Here is a 25,709-nt window from a genome sequence, read left to right as displayed (position 1 = left end):
CTGCGGAATTTGCTGCCGTTTACCGTTACTAGCCCGTCTTATTCACGATGTGCCCGCGTGAAGAAGGCCACATTTGCGTTCCCCGGGGTGGGGTCGCGAGTGAGGGTTGCGGAGTTTTCCGCGGTTTGCGTCGAATGTGGGGAACGCGTTTGAGGAGCGATGGGGATGAACGGGGCATCAGCCGCCCCGTTGGTCACGGCGGTTGAGGGAAGAATGCGTTGACAAGGCCGCGGAACAGGTCGGCCTCGGGACAGGCTGCGGCGAAGGCGATGCGGATCCGGCTTGTGGTCTCGACGATGCGAGCGGCGATCTTGAGAAGTCTGAGCCTGATCGTTGCGAACTCGGCGGTGGCGAGGTCGCGCAGTTTCGGGATCCTGTCGCGCACGACGAGCACGAGCCAATAAGCGGCGGTGTGGAGCACGAGGCGGACCTGATTGGCGAGCGCCGAGCGGCAGCTGGTCCGATCGGAAGCGAGCTGGCTCTTGTGCAGCTTGATCAGGTTCTCGGCCTGTCCACGTTGGCAATAGAGGCTGTCGTAGATCCATTGAGCCGAGCCGATGCCCAGGCTGGTGACGACATAACGGATATCGAGCCCGTGCTCGCTCGCCTCGATGCGGGCGACGATGCGGCGCTCGTGGTGCCAGGAGCCGGCGGCGTGGCGGACCTCGGTGTAGTCCCGCACTACCGCCTTGCCTTCGATCGCCCGTTCGACGCGGACCGCGTCTGCGATCTGCTCGACCTTCACGGCGAGCGGCTTGGTCCCGGCCACGGCGAAGACGTAATCGATGCCGTTTTGCTCGCAGAACTCCATGGCCTCGGGGCGGGCGTAATGACTGTCGCCGCGGAAGGTGATGCGCGTCGTGGGCCAGCGCTTTCGAATGTGACGGACGAGGCGGCGCAGATGGGCACGAACTTCGAGGCCGCCCGGCACCTTGCCCGGGCGCAGAACGACCGCAACCGGCCGGCTGCGCTGGGTATCGTAGACATGGATCGGCAGAAAGCAGTGCTCGTCGTAATGGGCGTTGAACAATGATAGCTGCTGACGCCCATGCACCACGTCGACGGTGTCGTCGATATCAAGCGTCACAGCGCCCGGCGCGCGTGAGTAGCTGTCCATCCACAGGTCGACAAGCGCATAGCTCAGTCGGATCGTCTCGCGCAGGTCAGGGGCATTCTCCAGCCGCGACAGGGTCGGCTGCGAGCAGAGGTTCAAACCGCTGTCCGGTAGACGGCCGCAGGCCAGCTTGAAGGCCGGATCGCTGCGCAGCTGGTCGAGATCATTGCCGTCCTCGTAGCCGCACGCGATGGCGAAGATCCGGGCGCGGATCAGATCGACAAGGCGATGTGCGATGCGGGCCGGATCGCGCCGCTCGGGAAAAACGCGCGCCAGTTTCTCCGAGACCTTGGCATGACCGTCGGCCAGCGACAGCAGCATGACGCCTGCATCCGACGTCAGTCGCCCGCCATCGAAAGCGGCTGTGATCTTCTTGCGTCCGACCGCTGGAAATATGAAGGGCAGAATTGTATCGTCGACCATGGCGGGTGTGGCGGCCTCAATGTCAGCGCAGAATTGGTGTCAGCAACCGAATCCTACGCCCCATCAGCGGCTTACGCCACACCCGCCAGCCACTTCAAAGCTCATCGTGAATAAGACGGGCTAGACTCCAACCCAATTTTGTCCAGCACCGTCATCCAACCCCGCCAAATCTTGGTAGGTTGCCGCCCGGTTTCTCACATGAGAGACGTTATAGTGTGGCTCGACACGCTGCCGCGCCACACGACGAGAAGCCCGATCACGCTATCAATAGGAACAGACATGAAGAGCGCAACTGCAGACACGTCTAAGCGGCCATCGAGGCCCGATACAACGGACGACCTCCCCTTACCGGTGTTGCCACCTCCCACTATCGAGGGAGAGAAGGCCCCTTTCCCTGACGACAGCAGTAACTACGGCTACCTTTAAGATCATTCTTAACTCCGTTATCGCCTCTCCCGCGAGAGGCGATAACGTTTAAGTCGAGGAACAAATGCTCAAGGCTACTCTGAAGATAGCCGACTTGGAACACGTTGATCCTGCTGTTAAAGGCTGTTCGATAGAGTTTGGTGAAAGCTACATCCGGCCGTTCCAGCATAAGAGTCTTGAGAGTTCGTTAGTCAAGAACACTGAGCAATGGTTCTTCGTCATACGTGAGCGTCAAGTCGCGACGGACGGGGCTGACGTTCATCCGGTCCTAATAGCCCATGCGTCTACGGATCAGTTTCGTCAGCACTATCAGAAATGCATGCACTGGCCGCTCGATTTTATTGTGATCGAGGCCGCTCGCCGGGGTCCTCGGTTGCGAGTACGAGCAGGCCATATAGGCAGCCTCCCAATTTACTTCCACGTGGAGGAGCGCACTCGTACGGTTACGCTCTCCTGGGATTTCGTCGATTTTTTGGATAAATCGCGAGCGATTGATGCGGAGATTATAGCGCATCACCTGTCGATGAGAACGTTCTACTCTGCGCGACAGGCCTGTGTTGGCGTTAACCTGCTGACTGCTGGCTCCACCTTGTACGTCGACAGATCGGAAACGTCATTTGAGTACGGCGCGACAACTTCATCAGCCCCTGAGCTCTCTGGACGAGAGGAGAGCAATCATGTCCTTGAGTTTTCTGATACTCTTCAGGCGGTTGTTCGTTCGCGGCCGACGGCCTTCTGCGCAAGCGCTGTGGAGCTGAGCGGAGGAATGGACTCCGCTGCCGTCGCAATCGCTGTTGGCGAGAGCGTAGCATCGCTAGCATGTGGCGGGATACTATTGGGCGACGGGAGTAGCCCCAAGCAGATTGACCGCCGAGCGAGCATTTTGAGTGCACTGAATTGCCGCGATCACAAAGTTGAAATGCACGCCCACATGCCGGCGATTGATATAGATCTTGACCTGAAAGGACGTCTGCCACTCATTTCAGAGTATTACCTTGAGGCGTTCGGGTCCCTCTGGGATCGGTTTCGCGGTGATGGCTGCGAAATAATCTGGACTGGCATAGGAGGAGACGAGCTTTGCGCTCGCTTCAGCAGCGACGAGGGGGAACCCAGATCTCCCTCTTCACCCCATCTGGATATCGCGCTTGGGCTTGCAGAAGACCTATTGACGAAACGCGGGCTCGACGTCGCTCGTTCATCCTTCCTTTTTAGCGCCCCCATCAGCGCCACTCTATCCACAACTCTGCTCGCAAGTCTTTGTCATGCTCGCCCGCTCGCGACGCGAGGACTTTGGCCCGTCCGCCCATTCGGCGATCCGAGATTGATCAATTTTGGAGCGAAGCTTCCGTTTGCACTTCGCTCGGGCAAGGAACTCCTCCGTTCTTATTTGAGTGAGCGCTTGGGCTCTGACGTATTTCCACACGGTTACGCAAAGGAGACTTTCGCGCTTGTACTGCCAAAGGCGATTGCGGCTCGTGCGGACATAATTTCATCACAGCTTGCTTCTTGCGCCTTGGCCGACTTCGGCTTGGTTTCGCAAGAGGCTGTCATGGCGCTCTTGAAGAGGGTGATAACAACACACGAATTTTTGGCAACAAGCACCTTGGCTCGCTTTTTATGGGCGGAACGTTTCGTTCGACAACTCTGTTGATTGCGTTGTCATAAACGATCACGCGTCAGAATGTTTGTCGGGGGGGGGACGGGCACGTTGGTTTGTGCCGTGAACAATGTAGCGACGTCAGGCGCGAGCGTCAGGTATGCATCATAAGCTGCTTGAGTGGCTGGCACGACTGCCGTGGTCAGTGATGCAGGTAGGACGCCATTGTTCGCAGCGATCGAGGAAGACCGAAATTTCTTCTCAGCCTCTCGCAACTCGCCGATCATCTTGTTGAGGTCAGCCATTGAGGTCGGCGTAACTAGTTTTCCGCCGATATAGACGACGTGGCTGAGCCCAAGAATGCCCAGCAAAGTCTGTGGGATCTCAAAAGAGGAGAGCTGTGTGACCCCGCCAATTATGAGAGCACCACCTGCCGCCAGGCTGAAAATAAAGCTTTGATAGCGATAAACGTCAAATTCACCGTCGGTCGAAAACAGGTCGCGCCAATGTGCATCATTGGTCGTAGGATTGACGTTCGATGGAAGCCACCGCTTCCTGAGCAGCCAGGCACGATTCTCTGGCGTGATGGTTGTCCTGGAGAGGTCGGCCCCTTTAGCTACGGTCGATCCGACGCCAGCGATGCCAAGCAACAGCAGTACGGTGCTTGAAACGTCCGTGAGCAATCCGGTTTTGATCAAGAAATATGTTATCAACCCAAACACAACAAGCGAAAACATCAGAATCTGCAGCGTTCCCAAGCTGGCCTTACCATCCATGCCGGATGTGATGCGAATTGGAGTCAAATAAGCTATCCAGCGCTCTGGGCGCGTCGGCCGAAAGGCAAACGCTGCAATGAGGTACGCGGTGAAAACACTGCGACCAGCCAAGATCGAACTATAGAGAGACGGACTGACTCTGACGTTGGCTTCGGACACTTTGAACGGCGATCCATCCCGGCAGGTAAAAATATAGAAATCGGCTTGCGACCAAGGTGCATTCAACACATCGGGGATTCGGACGGTGCGGATGGTGCGATCTTTTCGCATTAGACCATTTTTGACGATTGGATCGCTATCGGATGCTTGACGCGCCACGAGAGACCCGAAGAAATACTCTGTTTCAGAAAATACTTCGTCTAGTCCTACGTCAACGGTCTGACCGGTAGGAAGCAAGAAAGTATCGAAAATGAGCCGGCCGCCAATTTGGCGCCTTTTGTTTACGAGTTCGGATCAGGCGTCCTCTTTTGTGATGCAGAGATCGCGAGGATCGTATCGCTTCTTCGGGGGAGCCGCCGCCTTCGAATCGTTGTTCCCGGGCGGCAATGCTTGCTTGGAGACTGGTTGTTCTGTGGGACTGCTCGCTGGCGCCTCCTGAGCGTGCCCCTCCAAACCAAACGAAAGTGTCCGTCGTCAGATAATTTGAGACTGATCAGGCTTTTCGCGAAGAGAGGCTCTGGCTCATCAGGGGTTAGAATTTAGGCTGCTTGCAATTGATGCTGCCAGCGGCGGTTTGCGATGGTGTTGCGCTTGATGCGTTTTCGCTCGGCGAGCATCGCCTCAGCCCTGCCGAAGTAGACATCGGCAGGAGTGAGGTTGTCGATGCTCTCATGATAGCGGACGTGATTGTAGTGTTCGACGGAGGCCCGTATCTGCCGTTCGAGGTCGCCGGGCAGGTAGTAGTTGTTGAGCAGAATGCGGTTCTTCAAGGTCTGGTGCCAGCGCTCGATCTTTCCCTGGGTTTGGGGATGATACGGAGCGCCGCGCACATGTTGCATGCCCTTCTGTTCGAGCCAGCTGGCCAGATCGTCTGCCACGTAACTCGAGCCATTGTCGCTTTGAAGCCTCGGCCGGAGTGCGACGGTGCCGCGGTCGAGACCAGAGGCCACGATTGCCTGGTCGAGCGTGGCCGTGACGTCGGCGGCAGCCATGGTGGGACCAAGCCGCCAGGCGACGATGTACCGCGAGAAGTCATCGAGCACGGTCGAGAGATAGTACCACCCTCATCCGGCGATCTTGAGGTAGGTGAAGTCGGTCTGCCAGAGCTGATTGACGGCGGTCGTCTTGTCCTTGAACTCGTTCGCCGCCTTGATCACCACATAGGCCGGGCTGGTGATGAGGTCATGCGCCTTGAGCAAGCGATAGACCGACGCTTCGGAGACAAAATACTTCCGTTCGTCGGTGAACCGCACGGCCAGCTCACGCGGCGACAGCTCCGGAATCTGCAGCGCCAGGTCGATGATCTGACCTCGCACATCGTCCGGGATGCGATTCCAGACCCGTTCTGGCCGAGATCGATGATCGGCCAGCGCGGCGATGCCGCCCTCGTGGTAACGCTCATACCAGCGATAGAATGTGGCGCGTGGGATCCCAAGCTTGTCCAGCGTGCGCTTGGCCGGAAGATGCGATTGTTCGACCAGCTGGATGATCTCGGCCTTCTCGGACGCAGGATATATCATGCCTCGTCCTCCCCATCTCCGCTCATGCTTTTTTTGAGCAACCGGTTCTCCAGGGTGAGGTCGGCCACGACTTCCTTCAGCGCTGCCGTCTCACGACGCAGATCCTTCACCTCGCCAGAGGTCGCCGCACGCGCCGTGTCGCCCGCCAGGCGACGCTTGCCGGCTTCGAGGAACTCCTTGGACCAGCCATAGTACATTGAGGCGGCAATGCCCTCGCGCCGGCAGAGCTCGGAGATATTCTCCTCGCCCCGCAGTCCTTCCAGCACGATACGGATCTTCTCTTCCGCCGAATATTGCCGGCGTGTCTGGCGCCGAATGTCCTTTAGCACTTGTTCTGCCGGCGCTTTGCCCGGTCCGGATTTCTGCTTCATCTTCGCTCCTGGTGGCTACGATGAACCAGAAATCCTCCCTCCGCAAAATCCTTCAATTTGTCTCATAGGCGCTGACGGCGAACACCTTGATCCGATGTAGGCCTTTGACCGCAACTTCATCCATTTCGTCGGTAATTGTATGATTGCCGTCTCCGGCAAGCCTATCAACACAGGTTCGCACCAGGAAGTGCGTTCCAACCTCATCGGCTAGGCAAAACAGCTCATAGATGTCGCTCTCGCGATCACCAATATGAACGCATCGTCCAGGGGCTGCGAGAAGGTCGGTCGATTGCCGTAAATTCTCCAGCCAGCGGATACTCTCCTTCTGCTCGATCGGAACCCGTGTCGGATTGATCTTTCGCTTCAGCGCCGTCGTTCCCTTGAACTTCTTGCGTGTCCAGAACTTGATTGCCGCCAGTCCGAACGGAAGCCCCTCGGTCGTCACGGCGAGGCTCGAATGCATCAGGATGTCGCACCGCGTGCGCCCTGCCGTCTTGCCCGTAAAGCCAATCAGATCCGGCTTCTCGCGCTTAAAGCTGAATTCCGTCGTGTCATGAAGGACGAGGATCGGTCCATCCGCCGCCGTTGCGCGCCCGCGCGTCGCTTCGAAATGACCGCAAAGAATATCCGCCTCGTTGACCCGTTCGTTGGAGAGGAAGCGAGGCGGCCTTCGTGTTGGCCCAGTCCTGACAAACCAGCGGGATGCTTTGACCCATGTCGCTCCCGATTTGTGCAAGCAGTTTGCCGAACCGGCGGCCTAGCCGCTCATCCTTAAACTCGCATCCCGCAGCTTCCCGATCAACCCACGTCTCGATACCAGTCGTAGATCGCTGAGCACGCGCTTTCGCATGCTCCTTTAATACCAAACCCATCGAGCACCCTCAAATTTCGAATCAGGTGCTCGACAACGAATCACAACAGATTCCAACGATTCAAGATTTTGTCCCGGACTAGTCGTCTATATCAGGCGGCAAATGTGGGTAATTGAAAGCAAGCTGAGGCCGTCAGGCGGCGTGGGCATAAGTGCGTCGATTTTCGCTGCTCGGCCAGCCGTTGGCGATGCGCTGAAGTGTTAAGCGGGGCCAAGCAAATGGATCGACGTTGTTCATTTTCGCTGTCTGCAGCAGCGTTGCGATGGTTGCCCAGGTTCGTCCGCCGGCGTCGCTGCCCGCGAAGAGGCTATTCTTTCTCGTAATTGTTTGTGGCCTGATGGCGCGCTCGACAATGTTGGAGTCGAGCTCAATCGCGGCCGTCGGCGAGGAAGCGTTCGAAGATGGCACGGCGCGAGGCGGCATAGCGGATCGCCTCAGCCAGTTTTGATCTGCCGGAGATCCGCCGCAAAGTCTGCTGCCAGAGGTCGAATAGATCTGCGACGACCGCCGCGGAGGCTTGCTGACGCGTGGCAACGCGAGCGTCGGGGCTTTGACCGCGCACGGTCTTCTCGATCTGCCAGAGCCTTGCCATCCGCTCGACAGTCGTCGTTGCCACTTTCGAGCTCCCTGCAACATGTAGCTCGTAGAACTTGCGACCGCAGCAGATTGCTCGAGTTTTTCGCCAAGTTGCCAAGGTGTGTGGTTGCAATGGAGGCCTGCGCCAGCGCTCACTATTGGGGACGGGAGATCGGTAAATTGGGGCAGGAGGTCCGGCTGATCCATCCCTCCTACGTGAAGCCCTTCGTTAAGCGTCAGAAGAACGATGCAGCGGACGCGGAAGCGATCGCCGAAGCCGCGTTCGACCAACGATGCGTTTTGTCGGCGTCAAGAGCGCCGAGAAGCAAGCCTCTTCCATGGCATTCAAGGTTCGTGATCTCTTGGTTCGACAGCGTACACAGGCGATTAACGCTTTGCGCGGATTGGAGAGCGAGCTCAAATCATTTAATCGGCTAGTCTAGCTAGGGGATCCGGCTCAACTAACCCAAACCCGCAGTGCCGCTTGGTCGTCGGCGACTTTCGCAAAGCCAGCATTTGCAAACATCTTCGGAGTGCCGGTCCAGGCAAAGGCTCCGGGGAGTTGACTGCCAGCCGAGGTTGCGACGGGGTATCCCTCGACAACCGCGGCGCCGGAAGCTTTCGCGAACTTGCGTGCTGCGACGAGTAGACGCGTGGCAAGGCCACGATTTCGGTGCCTTGAGGGAATGTAGAAACACACGACGGACCAAGTCTTTGCCGGTCGTGCGTGTCTGATCGCGCGAACGGTAGCAAGCCGGGGAAAGTCCTCATACGGTCCAAGACAAGCCCAGCCGATTGGCGTTCCCTCTTCGACGGCGAGCAGTCCGTGGACCTTTCCACTCCGCACCAGCCTTTGAAAATGCGTGCGCGCCTTCTCTCCGCGCATGTCGTCCCAGGTTCGTCCGCCACGTTCGACACGCCAATACATGCACCAGCATCCGCCACAGGCCCCCTTATCGCCAAACAGCGACGAAATCGCCGGCCAGTCCTTGTCGGTCAGCGGCCGGATCACGAGCTTCTTGAAACGCGATCCGGCTCGCGCTGTTTTTCCGGCCATGGTGACAACCGCCTTTTTTGCCTTTGCCATGAACGCCGTCCCTCAAATGAGTTTGCTAAGCATAGCCGAGTTTTCTCAGCCGGGCCATGATCACGGCCTGGTCGTGATCGATGTTGGTGGCTTCCGCAATGCGCGGGTTCTTGCCTTCCACGAAGAACACCTCGAACACCTTCTCATGGATCACGGGTCCGTGGCCAAAATATCCGCCTTCTCCGAACAGCTCGCCGTGGTCGGCCGTGATGATGAACCAGGTGTTCGGCGGCGCCTTCTCGATCAGGTCGGCGACGACGCCGTCGAGATATTCGATGCAGGCGACCTGCTTTTGCCAGAGCGGCCGCAGCGATTCCGTATCGAAGCGGATGGCGTCGCCGGATGACGGCCGCGCCGCGTCGCCCGCATTGTTCAGAAAATCATCGAGATCGCGCCAGACGCCATGAACGCCGGGAATTCGCGGCAGGTCGTTCGGTCCCTCGTGCGGAAGCGCATAGGGATAGTGGGTTTCTCCGGCATTGACGAAGATGAATTGCGGCTCGCGCGAGAAGCGAAGCCGCGCCACGATCGCGGCAAGGTCGTTGTGCGTCGGCATCAACTCGAAATGATCGAAATGTTGCGCGATCGGCGTGTGCGGATTGAGCACGGGGAGCGAGACATAGGCCTCTGCTCGATAACCGATCGAGCGCAGGAATGCGGGCAATGAGAGGGACGGCGCAAAATCCGCAAAGGAAATCCGGTGGGCTTCGTCGCCGATGCGGCGTTGCCACAGCGCGAGGTCGCGCCGGTGCACGTCGGCAGCGAGCATACGCGGCTCATTGGCATGGGGCGGCAAACCCATCATGAAGGCATAATGGCTCGGCGCGGTCCAGCTCGCATAGGAGAAGCGCCGCTCGGTCGGACCGATGCTGTCGATCGCAGGCGTGCGCGCCGCCATGAATGCGTCGTACCGCGCGCTGTCGAACACGAGCCAGACGATGTTGTTCAGCATGGTGATGCTCCGGCACTTGTTGAACGGGGCTGCTGCTTCGGGTAGCACTCGCTGATGAAGCTCGACAGGCGCCGTTCCCGCCGTTCCGCGGAGCGCAGCGCGTGATCGACGAGCGTGGCGTATTCGGAACGATCGAACGCCAGCGATTTGATCAGGACGTCACGCGCGCTGGCGAGCTCGGCGAGTTGCCGCGACCAACCCCGGATCTCGGCCGTGAGCAGGGGGTCCTCGAGGAAATCGCCCGCAAGATCGAGGAAGGCGCGGAGATAGGCGCGCAAGCCGATTTCGGCGCGCAGCTGCAGCGCGGCGGCGCGCCGAGCAGTGCGCGAGATCGCGATCGGCCGCGACAGCGCTTCGACCGCAGCGTAGCGGAAAGCAGCGATTCTGGCCGGCGTGTCGATACCGATTGCATCCGCGGCGAGCCCGCACAACGCCAGCACGATGCCGTCCCGGTCGCGAATGAGAGGGGCGGCCACGCGGGCGAGGGTCCACCAGCGTTGCCGCAAGGTGACGCCCGCATAGAGCGGCTCGCGTTCGATATTCTCCGGCACGAGCGAGCTCCGTGCGCGATCGAGATCGGCAAGCTCGACGGGGCCGGCATAGTCCGGCATCCAGGTATCGATGATCTCGGCAAGGCCGAGATCGATCGAAACACGATCGACGACCAGCGTTCGAGCGCTGTGCACCCGCTGCCAGGCCGGCCGGTAAGGCAGGTAATAGCTGTCAACCGCAACGACGATCGGCTGACCGAGCTCGACGCGGTCGTAGGCGTTACCGCCGCCATGCTCCGAATAGTCGAGCTGAATCCCGGAAAAGCCCAGGATCTGTTGCGCGTAGAAATCCCAGCCGCACGGCAGGTCGAACTCGGTCGCCGTGGCGGCGGGATCGACATTGCCGAAGCCCCAGACGCAGCCAAGGCACGGGGCACTGGGCCGGTCCGTGATCGCATCCAGGATGACATTCAAGTTCCGAAGCACGCTCGGGACCAGGATTTTGCCGGGTGTGATGTCAGGCATGCAGGGAGGCTCCGGCCAGCAGGCTGATGGCGACGACGTGTGCTAGTGGATTGGCGTGGAGCGTCACGGAACGGGGGCGGACGGCCGAGCTGAACGGCGCCGTCACTGCAAACAGGCACGGGCGCAGATGATTCAGCTCGTAGTCGGGATAGTGCAGATGCGTTGCCCGCCAGCTTTGCGGCGTCGGCCTCGCGTTCTCTGGAACGAGCCAGTTTGGCAGGATCACCTGCGTGAGGTGCTCGGCCCCGAAATTATCGGAGAGGCGGAGCTTCAGTTCTTGATCGCCGAGTTCGCCGAAGCCAAGCACGGCGACCGCGCGGACGGTGGTCATCACCTCGACCTCGACGGTCTGCTCGAGCGCTTCGATATGATCCGGAGCGCCGTGCAGCTTTTTCGGCAGGCGGAACATGGTTCCTCCGAACAGGAAATTCTGGCCAAAGGGAATCTCTTCCGCCGGAAAGCTGTTGCGCCAGGCGTTGACGAAACCGGCGCGGCGGTCGGAATCGAACGTCGCCGCGTGGGCGTTCAGATGAGCCTCGAGGTCGAGACAAGGCGATTTCATGCGAGCACCTTGATCGCCAGGGACGTAGGCTGGACGAGCAGGTGCGGAGCCGTTCCGTAGCACTCGCCTTCGATGGGGTCGCAGATGCAGGCGGGCCAGGGGCGGCCCACCGCAACGGCGTCGCTTCGCAGAATTCCCGAGGTGTCGATGACAACGGCGAGCCGCTCCTCTCCCCAGCATGATCGGCCCTGCTCCGTCAGATACCAGGTCGCAAGCCAGGACGAACGCGACAGCGTGGGTTCGACCTCCGCCGACAATGTGTCGAGCACGACGACGGCGCCGCACGGATCCGGCGCGATGGTGTCGCATTGGATGGCGAGGTTGCGCTGCCGCATGTTGTAGAGCGCGTTTACCGGCCGTTGCCAGACTTCGCTGCGTTGTAGCAGCATGAATGCGATGTCGTCGCCCTCGTCGCGGTGGGTGATTCCAGCGCCAACGCGGCATGGCGTGGACTCCGCGCGATGCTGCGGAGGATAGGGCGAGTGCCCGGTATCGTGGATCAGCAATCGGTCGTCGAACGGCCATGATGCGTCGTCGATGGTGCCCGGAATGCCGTCGAGAATGAAGTCCACCAGTGCGAGCGTTGCCGACGGACCGAGCAGCAACGCGCAGGGCTGCGCAACATCGGCCCATTTGATCGCTTCGGCAGATGAGGGCAACCGCGGCGACTGCAGGCCGTCGAGGATATTGCCGTTGGCATGGACGACCGAATAGGGGAGGACGTTGCCGAGATCGACGACGCGGCCCATCTCGGAGACGAGCTGGCTGCGGCGGCCGAGTGGCAGGCGAGCCGAATGACGCTGCCATTCGCGGCGTGCCAGCTCGCTGAGCTCTGCGGCGCCATGGTCGCACCCGCCGACCACCGCATCTCCGCGATCGACCGTCACGCGGTGCGCGAATTGGTGGACGGTGTGCCCGTCGCGGCAACGTGCAAACAAGATGGTACGGTCGGAGTTCATGACGTGATCCTCAGCCGCGATAGCTGCATGGCCGGCGCGAGCGTGCCGACGTCATAGAGGATCTGACCGTGCTTCCCGCACAGCGCGTTGGGATTGAGCTCGATGCGGTCGGCGCGACCAAGGCATCTTGTCAGCACATCGATCCGATCGGTCACGCGGCCGCCGCTGACGTAGCGCCCGGTGCGCCGGCCGGACTCGATGTGCTCGGCGAGCACTATGCGCGCCTCGATATCGAGACCCCGCGAGAAGCCGTGCGAGAGGTGGTGGATCAGCAGGCCGTTGCCAAGCGCGTCCAGCAGCTCGTCCTCTGATCGCGTGCCGGCCGGCACGACCAGATTGGAGAGGCGCGGGATTGGCCGTTGGCTGAGCTGCGCCGCACGCGCGTTGGCTGTGGAGAGTGTCTCGGCGGTCCTGGCCGAGCTGCAGCCATGGAGCTGCTGCACGAGAACGCCGCCGGCAACAATCTGCGTTGGTCCGACCGCGACGGTGCCTTCGTCGTCGACGTCGTAGCGCGCGGCGGCATCGAGCGTCGGATCGTCAAACACGTCGAAATCCTCGGTTGCAAGACGCAATCCGAGGCGATGCCGCAGGTCGATCGTAGCGCTCGCCGCCGCCTCAGAAAAATGGCCGATGGCCTCATGGGCGACGACGGCCGCCGGCTGTGCCGCCAGCAGCACTGGGATGTCGCCCGCATCGGTCGGTGCGGCCGTTCCGGCGCAACGCGAGAGCCATTCGATCCGCTCGCGCTTCAGACCCGCCGCCATGCCGGCAAGGCCGTCGCCATACCCGCTCCAGCCCAACGACATCGTGCGGCCGTCGGCGAGGGTGATCCGGCCGGTCAGGGCGTGCACGTCGATCGTCCTCGACTGCCAGCCCTCCTCGCCGTCGGTCATTTGCCGCTGCGCGATCAATCGGCTGTAGCGCAACGCGACCGGCGCCGGGATCGCCGCGGAGAACGCCAGCAGCGCCGCGGTGGCTTCGTCGGTATCCATCGCGGCCGGTGAGGATGCCGGGGGCATCCGCCAGTCGACCGGCCCCGGCGACGTCCGGCTGCTGACCGTCCCGCAAGGAAGCTCCTCGCGGCAGGCATCGAACGACACAGTTCGCGCCCTCGGCTGTCCATGCGTCGTGAAGTCGATCGTCAGCAGCACGCCGCTCTCGCTGCTCCTGCGACGGATATGCTTCGGAGGAAATGACCGCATGGCAGCTGTCCAAGGCCATTAGCCTGTCGCGCGAAGCTTGGGAATGCCCATGCGGGCCAGCGAGACCTCGCTTACGACGGTGCTCCACAGGCTGTGACGTGCCGTGAGCGCGGCGATCGCAGCCCGCGTCGCCTCGCCCCATTTCTCGTCGTCGGAGCCACAGAGCTCGGCGAGCATTTCGACCGCCATGGGCGCGTGGTGATCCTCATCTAAGCCGATATGACGATCGAGATAGGTGATGAAGGTCTTGAGGCGGTCGCCATGCTGCTTCTGCAGGCTTCCGACCAGGGTGCGGAACATGTCGGGGATCGGCTCCTCGCGGCCGAAGGTGAAGGCGGACGCGATGACGTGGGTCTTTCCGGACGCAATGAGTTCGAATGTCTTGTCGACAAACGCGCGCGCGCCGACCGGTGCGCCGCACGAGGAGATTGCCTCGCCGACCGGCATTCCGCGGGCGACGGCTCCGATCATGGTGTCGATCGGACGCGTATCGGCGCCGATCTCGGTCATCGCCCTGTGATAGAGCTCATAGTGGCTGACGGGAACGCCTTCGACCTCGTCGGTCTCCTCCTCGAGAACGATCTCGTTGATCAACCGCCGCAGCCTTGGCGTGCCGACCGGCACCCAGGGGACCTCGACGCACGTCAATGCCTTCTGCAGCGACTTCAGCAGCGACATGAAGTCCCAGACGGCGAAGACGTGATGCTCCATAAAGATGCGGATGTCGTCGACGCTCTCCAGGTTTCGATAGATGCTGTGCTCGGCAATTTGCTTGCGCGATGTGTCGAGACGACGCAAGAGGTGGTACATTCCCATGGCTGACATTGAGTTCACCTCTCATTGAGCTGCATTTGCAAAGGCGTCCACAAGCGGCCGGCGCTCGTCGGGGGCGTGAAGGAAGAGTTCCTCGGGGTCCTCCTTGCCCAGAAAGCGCGTGCGCATCGAGCGGCAGTAGGCGCCGGCGTTGTGGAAGGCGATCAGATCGCCGACCTTTGGGTTAGGCAACGCGGCGCCGCGCGCGAGGAAGTCGCGCGAATAGGTCGAATTGCCGGTGACCCAGACCGGCAAGGCGGCCGGCAGCCGATGCCGACCGTCGACGATCTCGCAAGGGTGGCGGGCCTTTTCCGGATGCAGCAGCATGCGTGGAAACTGCACGACGCTCGCCGCGACACCCGCCAGGATGCGATCGGCGCGCGGCTTGACGTCGATCACCCGGGCAAAGAACCATCCGATCGGCGCGCTGAGCCAGCGTCCGGGCTCCACGATCAGGGTCACGGGCCGCCGCAGTCTCTCCTCCAGTCGCGCAATGATGGCGGCGGCCCCTCTGCCGTAAGCCGCGAGATCGAATGCGGGCGAGTCGAAATCGTCTGCAATGCCGAAGCCGCCGCCGCCGTCGACATATTCGAGATCGGGGAGCAGGACCGCGATTGACGCCAGCCGATCGAGCCCGTCCAGCAACGTCCGCGGATCCAGGATGTCGGTGCCGAAGTAGCAGTGGACGCCGGTGATGCGCAGGTTGCGCGTCGAGCGCTGCACAGCGTCGACCTCGTCGGCGAGCAACCCGAACCGGTAGGACGCCTCGAGCGCTAGCGAGGGGCCTTCGATCGCGCTGCCGGCATTGACGCGGATTCCGACCGGCGTGTTTGTCGGTGCGATGGCGTCGAGGCTCGCCACCTGGCCCGCCGAATCGAGCACGAGGTGGACGCCGACGTTCAGGCACATCCGCATCTCGCTGCCCGACATGTTGCTCGCAGCGTAGATGATCTGCTTGGCCGCAACTCCGCTGCTGAGGGCAAGGCGGAGGTGCAGCGGCGAATTGACGAACACGCCGTGCCCAGTTTCGGCGATGGTCGCGAGCACGTTCGTGTGATCGTTGGCCATGGTCGCGAAGTGAATGTGCTTCCGCTTCAGCGGCAGCGCGTCCTCGATCTGGCTCAGCCGGGATCGCAATATGTCGAGGTCGTAGACATAGCCGGCGGTGTCGATTTGACGTGCGGCCGACAAGACATGCGGCGGAATTATCATTTCCGGAATTCCCTCAGCAGGTTGGAGGATGTGAGCGCCTGGACGGTCGCCAGGCCGCGGTCGAAGGCATCGCTGTGCGGTGATGCGGAATCGTTAAGCGCGATCCGCACCAGCTCTTCGCGCGACCTCGGCGTGCGGGCGCGTTCGAGCACGCGCCGAGCGGCGTCGGAAACGACATGGGTATTGACGGTTCCGGCAGGCTCGCGCGCGAAAACGACCCATTGCGGCAGCTCGATGTCGTTGGCCGCCGGCGGCTTGCCGCCGACCAATCGGCCGATATCAGTCGCGAACGGAACGATCAGGAACGGCCGGCCTTGGCCCAACATGCCGGGCGGCAGACCTTCCGCATCCGGCGGCACGTCCGGCGGCAGGGCGGCGGCAGCGAGCTTGGCGGCCTCGTAGCGGACCAGATTGCGCAAGGGCTCATCTTCGATGCCGAGCAGCGCGAGCTCCGCCGAGATGAAGTCGATTAGGTCGCCCGCGTCGCCGTGGTGACTGGCCCGCCACCGTCTTTCGCCGTTTCGCGTTCCGATCCACGACGTCCAGTGCCGGAACAGCGTGGCCGGCTCGTCATAATAGGGCAGCAGCCGCGGCCAAATCCGTTTCAGCAGTACCATGTGCGACGAAATTTCCTCCGCCGCCGAGATGTAGTCGGGTACCACATTTGGCGTAGCGAAGCGGTAGTGGCTCGCAAACAGGCTGCGGTCGCCCATGCTCAACTCGTCGGCTTCTTCCCTCACGGTCGGCTGCAGCGGCAGGTCGAGATAGTCGGCGCGGCGGTCGATGCCGGCTTTGGCGCTCTCGAACATCGGCGCACCCGGAAACGGGCACAGCGTGAAGATGTGGGCGCGGAAGCCGCCGACCTCCAGAAAGTCGAAGAAGCGCGCGATCGTGTCGGAGAATGTCTTTTGCGTTTCCTGGGGATAGCCGACGATGAAGCCGGTCACCGGGCGGATGCCGCAGGCGGCGGTCGCGCGAACGATCTCGCGCGACCAGTTGAGGTCGAGCCCCTTGCAGATCGTGTGCTGCATCTCCTGCGAGCCGGTTTCGATGCCGTAGTAGATTTCGACACAGCCGGCCTCGGCCATGTGTTCGAGCAGCTCGGGATCGATGACATCCGTGCGGGTCGAGCATGTCCAGGTGACCCCGAGCTTGGCCGCTTTCATCGCTTCGCAGAATTTGTGGGTCCATTTATTGTCACAGGTGAAGATGTCGTGCGAATAATTGAAATGGCGCCGTCCCCAGCGGTCGCGCAGCAGCCTCATCTCGTCGAGAATCCGCGGGATCGACTTCATCCGATAGCGACGTTCCCAGAACGGTGCGGTGGCGCAGAACGCGCATTTGAAGGGGCAGCCGCGGCCGACGTCGAGATACAGCGCCGCGTGCGCGGTCTGGTCGTAAGCGTCGAAATCCGGGATCGGCAGTCGGTCGAGATCTTCCATCACCTTGCGGTCGGCGGCGTGACGAATGGTGGCACCGTCGCGCCAGGTCAGGCCCTGGATATCGTCGCGGGTGCGGCCGGCTTCGAGCGCGGCGAGAAATTCCGGAAACGTCTCCTCGCCTTCGTTGCGCACGACGAAGTCGAGTGCATCGTAGCGCTCGAGCAGCCGCCGCGCGGTAGGCGTGACGGCGGGGCCGCCAAGGCCGACGATCGAGCGGGGCGCGCGGGCCTTGACCCGCTTCGCGATCGCGACGGTGTGGTGCAGCGAGTCGGCGTCGGTCATCAACCCGACCACGTCGGTGCCGCGATGCAGTATGGTCTGCGCGATGTTGTCGTAGAAGTCATCGTCATTGGGAATGGCGCCGGCGTTGATCAGGGTGTTCAGCTCGTTCACATTGACGCGCCAGTTCGCATTCTCGGCGTCGCACGCCGCCTTCAGCGACAGCAATCCGACCGGCACGAAGGCCTGCATGGTCAACCGGCTGCCCGGGGTCGCATCGAACGATCTGGCACCGTGATCGAGATGGAGGCTGGTTGCGAGCGATACCTGCATGCAATCGATCTCCCGTCAGGCTTCGGCTGTGATGGTGGCGTTGGAGCGTGGCGCCTTGGTCTGATGACGTGTCACGGGAACGGCGGGCTCGGCATGGATCCGCGCCTTGAACAGCTCCTCGCGGCGCAGGATGCTCGCCTTCTGGAAATCCGTCGTGCCGCAGCCGTCGAGCCGGCCGCGTAGGACGCTGGAGCTGCCCGGACAGCGGCCGGTGCAGAAGTAGCGCCGCTCGCTGATCGCACACCCGTTGCAGGTATCGGCAAAGCTGTCCCAGGTGATGCTGCGGATGTCCCAGTGCCCGTCCCAAATCTCGGCAAAGGAATCCCAGCGGGCGTTGCCGGCGCACAGCACCTTGTTGCCCGAGCAGGTGCTGCAGGGGTAAACGTCACCGTTGGAATTGACGTAGCAGAGACCGCGGCCGCTCATGCAGCGCCGGGTCGCGTACACCATCGTCAGCAGGAAGTTGAAGACCTTGCCCGCGCAAAGGCCGATCTTCGGATCGCGCACGCGCTCCCATTCCTCCTCGGCGATCCAGAACCGCGCGGCTCTCTCGACGTCGTCGACGTCGTTGACGAGATGGCGGTTGAGCGAGCCGCGTCCCATCGCGACAAAGGGAACACTGCGCAGGCTGATGTCGTTGGCCACGGCCCAATCGATGATCGCCTGCAGCTGGTCGATGTTCTGGCTCGACGTCGTCGTCATGATGCTGGTGTTGAATCCGGCCTCCTGCATCAGGAGCAGCTTGCGCGTGACATAGTCGAAGTCGGTGGCGCCGGAGCGCCCGCCCTGGCCATGCAGATGATCGATGCTGACGCTGATGATGACGTCGTCGCGAGGAATCTTGGCCAGCAGCCGTTCGGTGATGGGCATCCCGTTGGTGGCGATGCCAACGGTGAATCCCAGGCGGTGGGCGTGATGCAGGATGACCACGAAGTCCGGATGCATGGTCGGCTCGCCGCCCGTGAGAATCACGGAGAAGACGCCCATCGCCGCCCATTCATCGAGCAGGCCGAGAATGCGCTCGGTCGACAGCTCACCGGCGCGCGCCACGCCGCCCTCGACGAAGCAATGCGGACAACGCAAGTTGCAGGCCCGGGTCAGCTCGAGCCAGGCCATCAGCGGCGCGCGAAAGTGGAAATCAGTCGGCACTTCGAGCTGAGGAATGAGATGGGAGATGCAGGCATCGTAGTCGGCGCCGGCCTGCAGCAGCGGAACTGCATCGTCGCCGAAGATGCCGACATGGCCGTCGGGAAAGGCCGCAAGGTAGCCGAAGGCCTCGCGCCTCCAGCGCACCAGCGGGCGGGCGCGGGTAGGGATGCGGTTGCGGCAGGCGGCGTTCAATGGCGTGAGGGTTTGCAACATCAGGCGGCCCTTTCGGCCAGCGACGCGGCGATCCGGTCGGCCAGCGAGGTGGCGTCGAGGCCCGTCACCGCCAGCAGCCATTGCGGATCTCCCGCCGGCAGGAAATCGTCCGGCAACGTGAAGCATGCTACGTTGATGCCGTGGCCGGCGAGCGCGGTGGTGACCGCCTGTGCGCCGCCGCCGACCATGCTGTGGTTCTCGACGATGACGGTGCGCCGGCTGCGCCGGGCGCTGGCGAGCACGGCCTCGATCGCGAGCGGCTTGACCCGGACCACGTGAAACAGGTCGGCCTGAATTCCTTCATCGGCCAGGATACGGACCGCCGTGAGCGCCTCTTCGAGCAGATTGCCGATGACGACGACGGTGACCGCGGTGGGATCGCCGCCGGCATGAACCAGATGCGTGCCCTCGCCACCCCTGCGTTCGCCGTTCCCGGGCCGCATGCCATTGCGCCGCAATCGCACATAGGAGGGACCGTCCTCAGCCATCGCTTCGCGCATCGCCTCCTGCAAGTCGTCGCCGTCGGCCGGCTCGTAGACCGTGAAGCCCGGCAGGGCCGTGAAGGTTGCGAGGTCGTCGCTGGCGAAGTGCGACGGACCGTTGCGGCCGTCGAATATGCCGCAGCTGCCGCCGACCAGCAGCACGCGAAGCCGCGGCAACGCGATGGAAACCGCGATCTGGTCATGCGCGCGTCGGGCAAGGAAGTTGGCGAAGGAGTGGACGATCGGCCTGAATCCACGTCGCGCGAGGCCCGACGCATAGCCGACGGCATTGGCCTCGGCGATGCCCAGATTCACGTAGCGTTCGGGGAATGCCGCCTGGAACAGGCTGGTCTGCATCGAGGTCGCCAGCCCAGCGTCGACGACGATCGCGTTGGCATGCTGGTTGCCGAGGTCGCGCAATGCGCGGGCATAAAGCGGCGCGTCATCCGTCACGATTTGTCTCCCCAATCAGCATTTGCTCGACGAGGCGAAGCTCGGCGCCGTCGAGCGGCGGCGGGTAGTGGCATTCGGTCGCGTTCTCCAGGAAGGGAACGCCGCGTCCCTTGACGGTTCGCGCGACGATCAGCTTCGGCGTGTCGGGGGCGACGTCGCGGATCGCGGCGAACAGGCCGAGCATCGCGCGGGAATCGTGACCATCGACGTCGTGGACCTGCCAGCCCAGCGCGCCCCAGGCGCCCTGGACGTCGCGGACCGGCATGATGTCGCTCATCGCGCCGTCCTGTTGCAGGCCGTTGGCATCGATGATGACCATGAGATTGCCGAGCTTCAAATGCGGGGCGGCGATCGCGGCTTCCCAGAGCTGCCCCTCGTTGAGCTCGCCGTCGCCGGTGATCACCACCGTCCATTCGCCGGCGCGGCCGGCCAGTCGGCTGCCGTGGGCGAGCCCGAGCCCGATCGACAGGCCTTGTCCGAGCGATCCCGTGCAGACTGACGCTTCGGGCAATACCGTTTCGTTCGGATGCGGCTCGAGGGCGCTGCCATTCTGTCCGAATGTCGCCAGATCGGCCTGTGGAATGGTGCCGGCCTGCGCCAGCGCGCAGTAGAGGCCGAGGGCGGCGTGTCCCTTCGAGAGAACCAGCCGGTCGCCCTGCTGCGTGGTCGGGCTCGCGAACTGTCCGGTGGCGAACAGCGCGCTCAGGATCTCGACGAGGGACAATGAGCTGCCGAGATGGCCGTGACCGGCGGCGGCGTGGGTGCGCAGGATTGCGATGCGCAGATGCGTGGCGCGGAGATCGAGATTGCGGTCGTCGTCGAATGTGCGCGGGCGTTCGGTCATGGTCAAAACATCCGGGCCGCGGTGGACCACGGCGCGCTCGCCGGCAGGCTTGCTGCGAAGCGCTCGAATATCCGCATGCTTGAAGCAAACTTCTCGAAGGCTGCCACATAAGCGTCGATCACCTCCGGATTGGCGAGGACCGCCTGCGAGGGCATGCCGACCACGAGGGAATCGCGAATCGCCTGCAGCGCGCCGGGGAATTGCTCGATGCTGTAGTCGATGTCCTCCCGCCCGTGGCAGCGCCAGGGGCACCCGCGGCCGTAGCCGACGCGCTGCCGGATGAGATCATGGCCCGCCAGCGGTTGGTTCTGAAACTCGACCAGAAACAGTCCCTCGGCATGAAATGCTCGCTTCAGCGCCTCGTGCGCCTGATCGATGCTGATCGAGAGCCCCGCTGCGGCCGGATCGAACTTGAAGCGGTACATGTGGTAGCAATGCTGCCGGTCTTGCGGAACGAACGGAGGCGTAAAGCCGCGGATCGCCGAAAGCGTGGAATCGAGGCGGGCCGCGCCCTGCTGCCTGAGCTCTGTATATCTCTCCAGATGAAACAGCTGGCGGCTCACCATCACGGCCGACAGCAGATTGATGCGGTAGTTCCATCCCATGGTGGCGCCGATCAGCCCGTAGCTTCCGTCAACCTTGACCACTTCGCTGAACGCCTTGACGGCCGCTGCCCGATTGCGGATCTCACGTTTATTGGTGACGAGAACGCCGGCCTCTCCGGCCGAGGGCAGGTTCTTGCCGGCCATCAGGCTGGCGGCGCCGACGTCGGCGAGGCCGCCGACCGGCCGATCGCGATAGGTCGCGCCGACGGCTTGCGAAAAGTCCTCGATCACGGGGATGCCGTGGCGGCGGCCGACCTCGCAAATCGCCTCGATGTCACAGGGCAGGCCGTGCAGATGAACGGCCATGATCGCACGCGAGCGCGGCGTGATCGCCTTCTCGACGCTGTCGGCCGTGACGTTGTAGGTGACGGGATCGACATCGGCGAAGACCGGGATCGCCTGGTGATGCAGCACGGCGGCGGCGCACGCGATATAGGCCAGCGCCGGGACGATGACCTCGTCGCCGGATTGCAGTCCGAGTCCGGCAACGGCGCAGTGCAACGCGGCGGTGCCGCTGTTGACCGCCAGCGCGTAACGGGTGCCGGCCATCATCGCCATCTCAGCTTCAAATTCGTGCACCCGCGCGGTCGATGCCATCTCGGTGAAGAGGCCGCTTTCCAGCTGACGAATGACGGCGTCGAGATCGCTGCGATCGAGCCGCGGCCAGCGCGACATCATCATGTGTCCCTTGCGGACGATGGGATCGCCGCCGTCAATGGCGAGGCGGGGCCGGCTCGCGATCGTCGGTGCTTTGACCATGGACACGGTTCAGACCTCCAGCGGCTGCGACGGAGCGGCAGGAACGGGCGGCGGATCGGCAAGGACCGACTCGATCGTGACGCCGTCGATGTCGGGTGGTGGCGCGATGCCGAGAACCGCCAGGATGGTGGGCGCGACGTCGACGATCGGACGCGGGCGCGACGGCCGCCCGTCGGCTGCAAAGGCGGGGCCGGCCGCGAACATCAGCGACTGCAAGCGCGGATCGAGCGGCCAGAAATGATCATGTCCGCTGGTGAATTCGGCCCAGGGCGTGGTGATCTCGAACATCGGGCCCGGATCGTTGCGGGCCTGATAGCCGCTGCGCAGGCAAAACACGATGTCGCCCATGCCGCGGCCGTGCGCGCCGAGATAGGCAAAATGCTCGCGTGGCGCGGCGACGTGCACGACGCGTTCGCCGTTACGCGGATCGGAAATGCCGAGCAATCCCGCGCAGAGCTCGTCGATCAGCACAGCGGCGCGGCCCGGATCGACGATACCGGTGGGTTCTCGCCCCGCGAGATTGAGGTACACGCTGTTGCCGAGAGTGCAGGCGAGGGTCCGCGTCCAGTCGATCGCCGTCGGATCGTCATCGCGGAAGGCAAGGTATCCGGTTCCGGCGAGCCAGTGGTTGAACCTGACCGTGGTGTGATGCAGGTCCTGGCCATGATCGCCCATCACGATGATGTTGGCATCATCCCCGGCCGCATCGATCACACTTGCGACGAGCCGGTCGGTCATGGCGTAGAAATGCCGCAACAGCGCATCCGCTTGGTCGGCACGATCGGGCTCGAAGCGCGGATGGCGGGAATCAATCGCGCCGTGCAGGACGTGATGCGCCCAATCGACAATATGCGTGTGCACCATGAACAGATCCCACGGCTCGTCGCGGAGAACCGATTGGGAGATCCGGCACAGCCAATCGGTGTTCAACTGGCAGCGATCGACATGCGTGGCGACGTCGATCGCGCCCGAGAACAGCAGGGACGGGTCGGTCTGTTCTTCGATCGGTCCGGCGGCACGACGGTGCTTTTGCCAGAGCGAGTCGGGGAGCGAGTGGCCGCTAAGCTCGTGGACGGGGGTGTTGAACAGTTGCACGGAAACCGGATCCGTCTCCAACGCCAGCGCCTTGAAGCGCAGCGCGCAGCGGCGCACCTTGCCGCGGCGATCGGCGGCGGGAATTTCGACGGGATCGCTCCATTCACCGCGCAACAGCGTCGTGAGCAGACTGCCCCAATCGGGATCGTTCGCGATCGAGACGGCCGGTCCGTCCTCGCTTGTGGACAGTGCCAGCGCGAACCGGATCGGTGCATGACCCCAGGTGCTAGAAAGCGACAGACAGCCGAGCCAGACCGGGCTTAGTCCGGCGGGCGGCTGACCGGCCCATTGTTCGACCGCGGAGATCAATGCGTTCTCGCCATCGGGCCATCGGCTGACACCCGAGGCTGCCGCCTCATGAAGGCATGTCAGCCCGCCCCATCCTGCGGCGCCGTCAACGCGCAGCGTTGCGGCCGAAGGATAAGATAACGGGAATTTGACGACGTAGCTCGAGAGGCCGTTGAGACAGGCCGTCTGCCAGATTGGTTCGGCGGTCATCAGGTCGGCATAGACACCACTGATGCGGTCGTCGAGCCGACGTCCGGGTCGATGCAGCAGAAAACCCTCGATTCCGTTCTTGGCAGGATAGCATCCTGTGCTCATCGCAGCCCATGCGACCGGCGTGGTGGCTGGCAGGGTCGAGACGAGAGGTACGCGAACGCCACGCGCGGCCAGCGACGCGAGAGCCGGCATCACCCCGTCACCGAGAAAGTGCTGCAGCGTCGAAGGCGAGAACCCGTCGATGCCAACAATCGCAATCCTGGATCGAGCGTGGCGTTTCATCAGGCGCTCCTCGTGAACTCTGTTTCCTCGAACTATTTAGGCGTGCCGACGGCGGCGGCGGCGGTGGCCACCCGTTCTTCCAGGAGGGTGACGGCTTCTGGCGCGCGTCCTTGGACGGATACACCTACCGAAGCGAGCGGCGAGGTGTGCAGATGTGCGATCTTGAGCCCGGCAGGGTCGTTCACCACGACCAGCGTGGCGCGCAGGTTCGCGGTGCCTCCACCGACTGAAACGCGGTTGTGGTACGATACGAGGGCCGCGTCGCCAATCACCCGAATCTCGGGCGAGAGAACCTGCGAGCGGCGCTGCTGGCCGAGGAATTGCTCCTCAAACCCGCGGCGGAACTCCTCGACACCGTCGATGCGGGTCGGCGACGAAACCGAGAAGAACGAAGCACTCGGGTCGAAAGCGTCGAAGAAAGCCTTGTCGCCAGCCTCGTAGGACGCGACCCACTTCTTCAGGAAGTCGCTGACGTCCTGTTCTTTCAGAGCCATGGGAAATCTCCGTTGTTAATCAAGGTCAGGGGCGGACCGTGCAGGCTGACGCCGCGGGATTGCGGCGGAGCTTGTGGTCCTCGCACCACGATAGCGTGGGGGGGGCTCGGCATGGTCACGCGTCGATCTCACCAGTGTTTCGGCGCAAGCGCGCGCCTTGCGAGCTGGCGGCGAAGCAGCACCGGCTGGCAGAGTCAGGATCAAACAGCCGTTGAGGGGGGGCGATGATCGGAGGGAGCGTCCGGCGGTAGCTCCTCGAGCAATTCGGCGCAGGCGACCAGCAACCTGGAAACGGTCGTTCGGAGCTTCCTTACGCGGTCCGCTTCGATATCGGGGGCGGCGCAGACAGCAATCGGTTGCGTTCGCGGTCCGGTCCGGCGCCGTCCCGTACGGAGCGAAGCAAGCATGCATTCGGCATCGGCGCTCAAGGGAACCCCGAGGTCGTCCCTCAGCACGCGGCGGCAAAGATCGAGCTGTGTTGCAGCGAGCCCGGTCTTCCCGGTCGTCAGATACGCTTTCGCGAGCGCGAGGTGGACCGACTCGTCATAGGGGTCGATCTGTAGGAAGCGGTTTGCGTAGGTGGTGACCTTGTCCGGCTTCCCGGCCTTGTCGAGATACAGGATCAGCAATTGCAGCATATCAAGATTGCATTGCCGCACATGGGCGCGCGCCTGGCACAGCCATTCGCTATCCATGTCCTCGAGCAGATCGCCGCGATAGAGATTGACGGCCTTTTCGATCGCCGCGCCGTCGCTGTCGCGGAATTTTTCGACGTGGGCGGGGATTGCCTTGAAGATCGCCTCGAACTCCGCCAAATCGATGTAGGTGCTGGCGTCGGCGTCGATCCGAATATCGCCATTCTCCTCGATGTGAACGATCTCGCACCCCTGTGCGTTCCGCGGCGACGCGCTATTGACGCGCCAAAGAATCGTGCTGAGACGCCGCCGATGCATCTTGTCGTAGTCGGCCGACCAGAGCAGATCGACGATCTCTTCCCGCCTTACGCTTCGGCCGTAACGCAACGCGAGTAAAGCCAGCAACGTTTTGGAATGCGGTGCAAGTCGGCGACCGAAAGATCGGCCGTTGCAGAAAACCTGTAAGCTCCCGAACACTCGTATGTTGCAGAACACAGGAGCACCCACTCAAGAGAGATTGCACACCAATTTCTGGTCTGAAGACCAGAAAACCCGTCCCCGATTCA

21 protein-coding genes and 3 pseudogenes are annotated in these 25,709 nt (G+C 62.6%); 2 read left to right on the top strand and 22 right to left on the bottom strand.

Going from position 1 to position 25,709, the window contains the following annotated elements; translation table 11 throughout:
- Positions 1-193: 193 nt before the first annotated feature.
- A complete protein-coding gene (locus XI02_RS40030; protein ID WP_129964838.1) occupies positions 194-1,537 on the bottom strand; it encodes an IS1380 family transposase in 1,344 nt (447 codons plus the stop codon).
- A gap of 490 nt (positions 1,538-2,027) precedes the next feature.
- On the opposite strand from XI02_RS40030, the gene XI02_RS45850 reads away from it, so the two are divergent.
- The gene (locus tag XI02_RS45850; protein ID WP_244980939.1) at positions 2,028-3,614 is read left to right on the top strand and encodes a hypothetical protein; all 1,587 of its coding nucleotides are present in this window, start codon (positions 2,028-2,030) and stop codon (positions 3,612-3,614) included.
- Positions 3,615-3,622: 8 nt separating this feature from the next.
- Here the strand turns inward: XI02_RS45850 and XI02_RS40020 are convergent, their stop codons facing one another.
- The 5 genes and pseudogenes from XI02_RS40020 to XI02_RS40005 all read right to left on the bottom strand — a co-directional run.
- Positions 3,623-4,732 carry a hypothetical protein gene (locus XI02_RS40020; RefSeq protein ID WP_172646728.1) on the bottom strand — a complete coding sequence of 370 codons (1,110 nt, stop codon included), beginning with the start codon at positions 4,730-4,732 and terminating at the stop codon, positions 3,623-3,625.
- A gap of 302 nt (positions 4,733-5,034) precedes the next feature.
- Positions 5,035-6,386 (bottom strand): annotated as a pseudogene (locus tag XI02_RS40015) (IS3 family transposase).
- Between the two features lie 52 nt (positions 6,387-6,438).
- Positions 6,439-6,849: a hypothetical protein gene (locus XI02_RS46170; protein ID WP_259245184.1), complete on the bottom strand. Its 411-nt coding sequence runs from the start codon at positions 6,847-6,849 to the stop codon at positions 6,439-6,441.
- 88 nt (positions 6,850-6,937) lie between these two features.
- Positions 6,938-7,258: a transposase gene (locus XI02_RS46165; protein WP_259245185.1), complete on the bottom strand. Its 321-nt coding sequence runs from the start codon at positions 7,256-7,258 to the stop codon at positions 6,938-6,940.
- 86 nt (positions 7,259-7,344) lie between these two features.
- A pseudogene (locus tag XI02_RS40005) lies at positions 7,345-7,913 on the bottom strand (transposase); the annotation flags it as partial.
- On the opposite strand from XI02_RS40005, the pseudogene XI02_RS40000 reads away from it, so the two are divergent.
- A pseudogene (locus tag XI02_RS40000) lies at positions 7,886-8,238 on the top strand (transposase); the annotation flags it as partial. The pseudogenes XI02_RS40005 and XI02_RS40000 overlap by 28 nt on opposite strands.
- A 53-nt stretch (positions 8,239-8,291) precedes the next feature.
- On the opposite strand, the gene XI02_RS39995 reads toward XI02_RS40000, so the two are convergent.
- From XI02_RS39995 to XI02_RS39920, 16 genes are all read right to left on the bottom strand, one after another.
- Positions 8,292-8,921 (bottom strand): GNAT family N-acetyltransferase, encoded by a 630-nt coding sequence (locus XI02_RS39995; protein WP_172646729.1) that lies wholly within the window; start codon positions 8,919-8,921, stop codon positions 8,292-8,294.
- Positions 8,922-8,946: 25 nt separating this feature from the next.
- The gene (locus XI02_RS39990) at positions 8,947-9,873 is read right to left on the bottom strand and encodes a sulfatase-like hydrolase/transferase (protein WP_179077631.1); all 927 of its coding nucleotides are present in this window, start codon (positions 9,871-9,873) and stop codon (positions 8,947-8,949) included.
- On the bottom strand, positions 9,867-10,889 hold the full coding sequence (locus tag XI02_RS39985) for a hypothetical protein (protein ID WP_028344151.1): 1,023 nt from the start codon (positions 10,887-10,889) through the stop codon (positions 9,867-9,869). The genes XI02_RS39990 and XI02_RS39985 overlap by 7 nt, the downstream gene beginning before the upstream one ends.
- Positions 10,882-11,451, bottom strand: a complete 570-nt coding sequence (locus XI02_RS39980; protein ID WP_028344152.1) for a hypothetical protein — start codon at positions 11,449-11,451, stop codon at positions 10,882-10,884. Before XI02_RS39980 ends, XI02_RS39985 begins: the two co-directional genes overlap by 8 nt.
- Positions 11,448-12,410, bottom strand: a complete 963-nt coding sequence (locus tag XI02_RS39975) for a hypothetical protein (RefSeq protein WP_028344153.1) — start codon at positions 12,408-12,410, stop codon at positions 11,448-11,450. Before XI02_RS39975 ends, XI02_RS39980 begins: the two co-directional genes overlap by 4 nt.
- Positions 12,407-13,612 (bottom strand): metallopeptidase TldD-related protein, encoded by a 1,206-nt coding sequence (locus XI02_RS39970; RefSeq protein WP_028344154.1) that lies wholly within the window; start codon positions 13,610-13,612, stop codon positions 12,407-12,409. The genes XI02_RS39975 and XI02_RS39970 overlap by 4 nt, the downstream gene beginning before the upstream one ends.
- A gap of 18 nt (positions 13,613-13,630) precedes the next feature.
- Entirely contained in the window at positions 13,631-14,437 is an 807-nt protein-coding gene (locus XI02_RS39965) for a DUF3050 domain-containing protein (RefSeq protein ID WP_028344155.1), read from the bottom strand.
- Positions 14,438-14,449: 12 nt separating this feature from the next.
- Complete coding sequence (locus XI02_RS39960; protein ID WP_028344156.1) at positions 14,450-15,637, bottom strand: hypothetical protein; 1,188 nt, start codon at positions 15,635-15,637, stop codon at positions 14,450-14,452.
- Complete coding sequence (locus XI02_RS39955) at positions 15,634-17,631, bottom strand: B12-binding domain-containing radical SAM protein (RefSeq protein WP_028344157.1); 1,998 nt, start codon at positions 17,629-17,631, stop codon at positions 15,634-15,636. Before XI02_RS39955 ends, XI02_RS39960 begins: the two co-directional genes overlap by 4 nt.
- A 15-nt stretch (positions 17,632-17,646) precedes the next feature.
- Complete coding sequence (locus XI02_RS39950; protein WP_028344158.1) at positions 17,647-18,993, bottom strand: radical SAM/SPASM domain-containing protein; 1,347 nt, start codon at positions 18,991-18,993, stop codon at positions 17,647-17,649.
- Positions 18,993-19,928, bottom strand: a complete 936-nt coding sequence (locus XI02_RS39945) for a transketolase family protein (protein ID WP_051448133.1) — start codon at positions 19,926-19,928, stop codon at positions 18,993-18,995. Before XI02_RS39945 ends, XI02_RS39950 begins: the two co-directional genes overlap by 1 nt.
- A complete protein-coding gene (locus tag XI02_RS39940) occupies positions 19,918-20,772 on the bottom strand; it encodes a transketolase (RefSeq protein ID WP_051448134.1) in 855 nt (284 codons plus the stop codon). The genes XI02_RS39945 and XI02_RS39940 overlap by 11 nt, the downstream gene beginning before the upstream one ends.
- 2 nt (positions 20,773-20,774) lie before the next feature.
- The gene (locus tag XI02_RS39935) at positions 20,775-22,136 is read right to left on the bottom strand and encodes a DegT/DnrJ/EryC1/StrS aminotransferase family protein (RefSeq protein WP_051448135.1); all 1,362 of its coding nucleotides are present in this window, start codon (positions 22,134-22,136) and stop codon (positions 20,775-20,777) included.
- 9 nt (positions 22,137-22,145) lie between these two features.
- Positions 22,146-24,014: an alkaline phosphatase family protein gene (locus XI02_RS39930; protein WP_028344159.1), complete on the bottom strand. Its 1,869-nt coding sequence runs from the start codon at positions 24,012-24,014 to the stop codon at positions 22,146-22,148.
- 32 nt (positions 24,015-24,046) lie between these two features.
- Positions 24,047-24,508, bottom strand: coding sequence for a nuclear transport factor 2 family protein (locus XI02_RS39925; protein WP_172646730.1), 462 nt, complete (start codon positions 24,506-24,508; stop codon positions 24,047-24,049).
- Positions 24,509-24,708: 200 nt separating this feature from the next.
- Positions 24,709-25,548: a BTAD domain-containing putative transcriptional regulator gene (locus XI02_RS39920; RefSeq protein ID WP_194483293.1), complete on the bottom strand. Its 840-nt coding sequence runs from the start codon at positions 25,546-25,548 to the stop codon at positions 24,709-24,711.
- Between the last annotated feature and the right edge of the window lie 161 nt (positions 25,549-25,709).

The organism is Bradyrhizobium sp. CCBAU 21365 (assembly GCF_015291305.1).
GTDB lineage: Bacteria > Pseudomonadota > Alphaproteobacteria > Rhizobiales > Xanthobacteraceae > Bradyrhizobium > Bradyrhizobium elkanii.
This window is presented reverse-complemented; position numbering and strand designations above follow the sequence as displayed.

Bases quoted from the DNA above. Each gene is read 5' to 3' on its own strand.
- XI02_RS39950 (WP_028344158.1), bottom strand. From the start codon at position 18,993: ATGTTGCAAACCCTCACGCCATTGAACGCCGCCTGCCGCAACCGCATC.
- XI02_RS39940 (WP_051448134.1), bottom strand. From the start codon at position 20,772: ATGACCGAACGCCCGCGCACATTCGACGACGACCGCAATCTCGATCTC.
- XI02_RS39925 (WP_172646730.1), bottom strand. From the start codon at position 24,508: ATGGCTCTGAAAGAACAGGACGTCAGCGACTTCCTGAAGAAGTGGGTC.
- XI02_RS39995 (WP_172646729.1), bottom strand. From the start codon at position 8,921: ATGGCAAAGGCAAAAAAGGCGGTTGTCACCATGGCCGGAAAAACAGCG.
- XI02_RS45850 (WP_244980939.1), top strand. From the start codon at position 2,028: ATGCTCAAGGCTACTCTGAAGATAGCCGACTTGGAACACGTTGATCCT.
- XI02_RS39990 (WP_179077631.1), bottom strand. From the start codon at position 9,873: ATGCTGAACAACATCGTCTGGCTCGTGTTCGACAGCGCGCGGTACGAC.
- XI02_RS39970 (WP_028344154.1), bottom strand. From the start codon at position 13,612: ATGCGGTCATTTCCTCCGAAGCATATCCGTCGCAGGAGCAGCGAGAGC.
- XI02_RS39985 (WP_028344151.1), bottom strand. From the start codon at position 10,889: ATGCCTGACATCACACCCGGCAAAATCCTGGTCCCGAGCGTGCTTCGG.
- XI02_RS46165 (WP_259245185.1), bottom strand. From the start codon at position 7,258: ATGGGTTTGGTATTAAAGGAGCATGCGAAAGCGCGTGCTCAGCGATCT.
- XI02_RS39975 (WP_028344153.1), bottom strand. From the start codon at position 12,410: ATGAACTCCGACCGTACCATCTTGTTTGCACGTTGCCGCGACGGGCAC.
- XI02_RS39935 (WP_051448135.1), bottom strand. From the start codon at position 22,136: ATGGTCAAAGCACCGACGATCGCGAGCCGGCCCCGCCTCGCCATTGAC.
- XI02_RS39965 (WP_028344155.1), bottom strand. From the start codon at position 14,437: ATGTCAGCCATGGGAATGTACCACCTCTTGCGTCGTCTCGACACATCG.
- XI02_RS39955 (WP_028344157.1), bottom strand. From the start codon at position 17,631: ATGCAGGTATCGCTCGCAACCAGCCTCCATCTCGATCACGGTGCCAGA.
- XI02_RS46170 (WP_259245184.1), bottom strand. From the start codon at position 6,849: ATGCATTCGAGCCTCGCCGTGACGACCGAGGGGCTTCCGTTCGGACTG.
- XI02_RS40030 (WP_129964838.1), bottom strand. From the start codon at position 1,537: ATGGTCGACGATACAATTCTGCCCTTCATATTTCCAGCGGTCGGACGC.
- XI02_RS39980 (WP_028344152.1), bottom strand. From the start codon at position 11,451: ATGAAATCGCCTTGTCTCGACCTCGAGGCTCATCTGAACGCCCACGCG.
- XI02_RS39960 (WP_028344156.1), bottom strand. From the start codon at position 15,637: ATGATAATTCCGCCGCATGTCTTGTCGGCCGCACGTCAAATCGACACC.
- XI02_RS39930 (WP_028344159.1), bottom strand. From the start codon at position 24,014: ATGAAACGCCACGCTCGATCCAGGATTGCGATTGTTGGCATCGACGGG.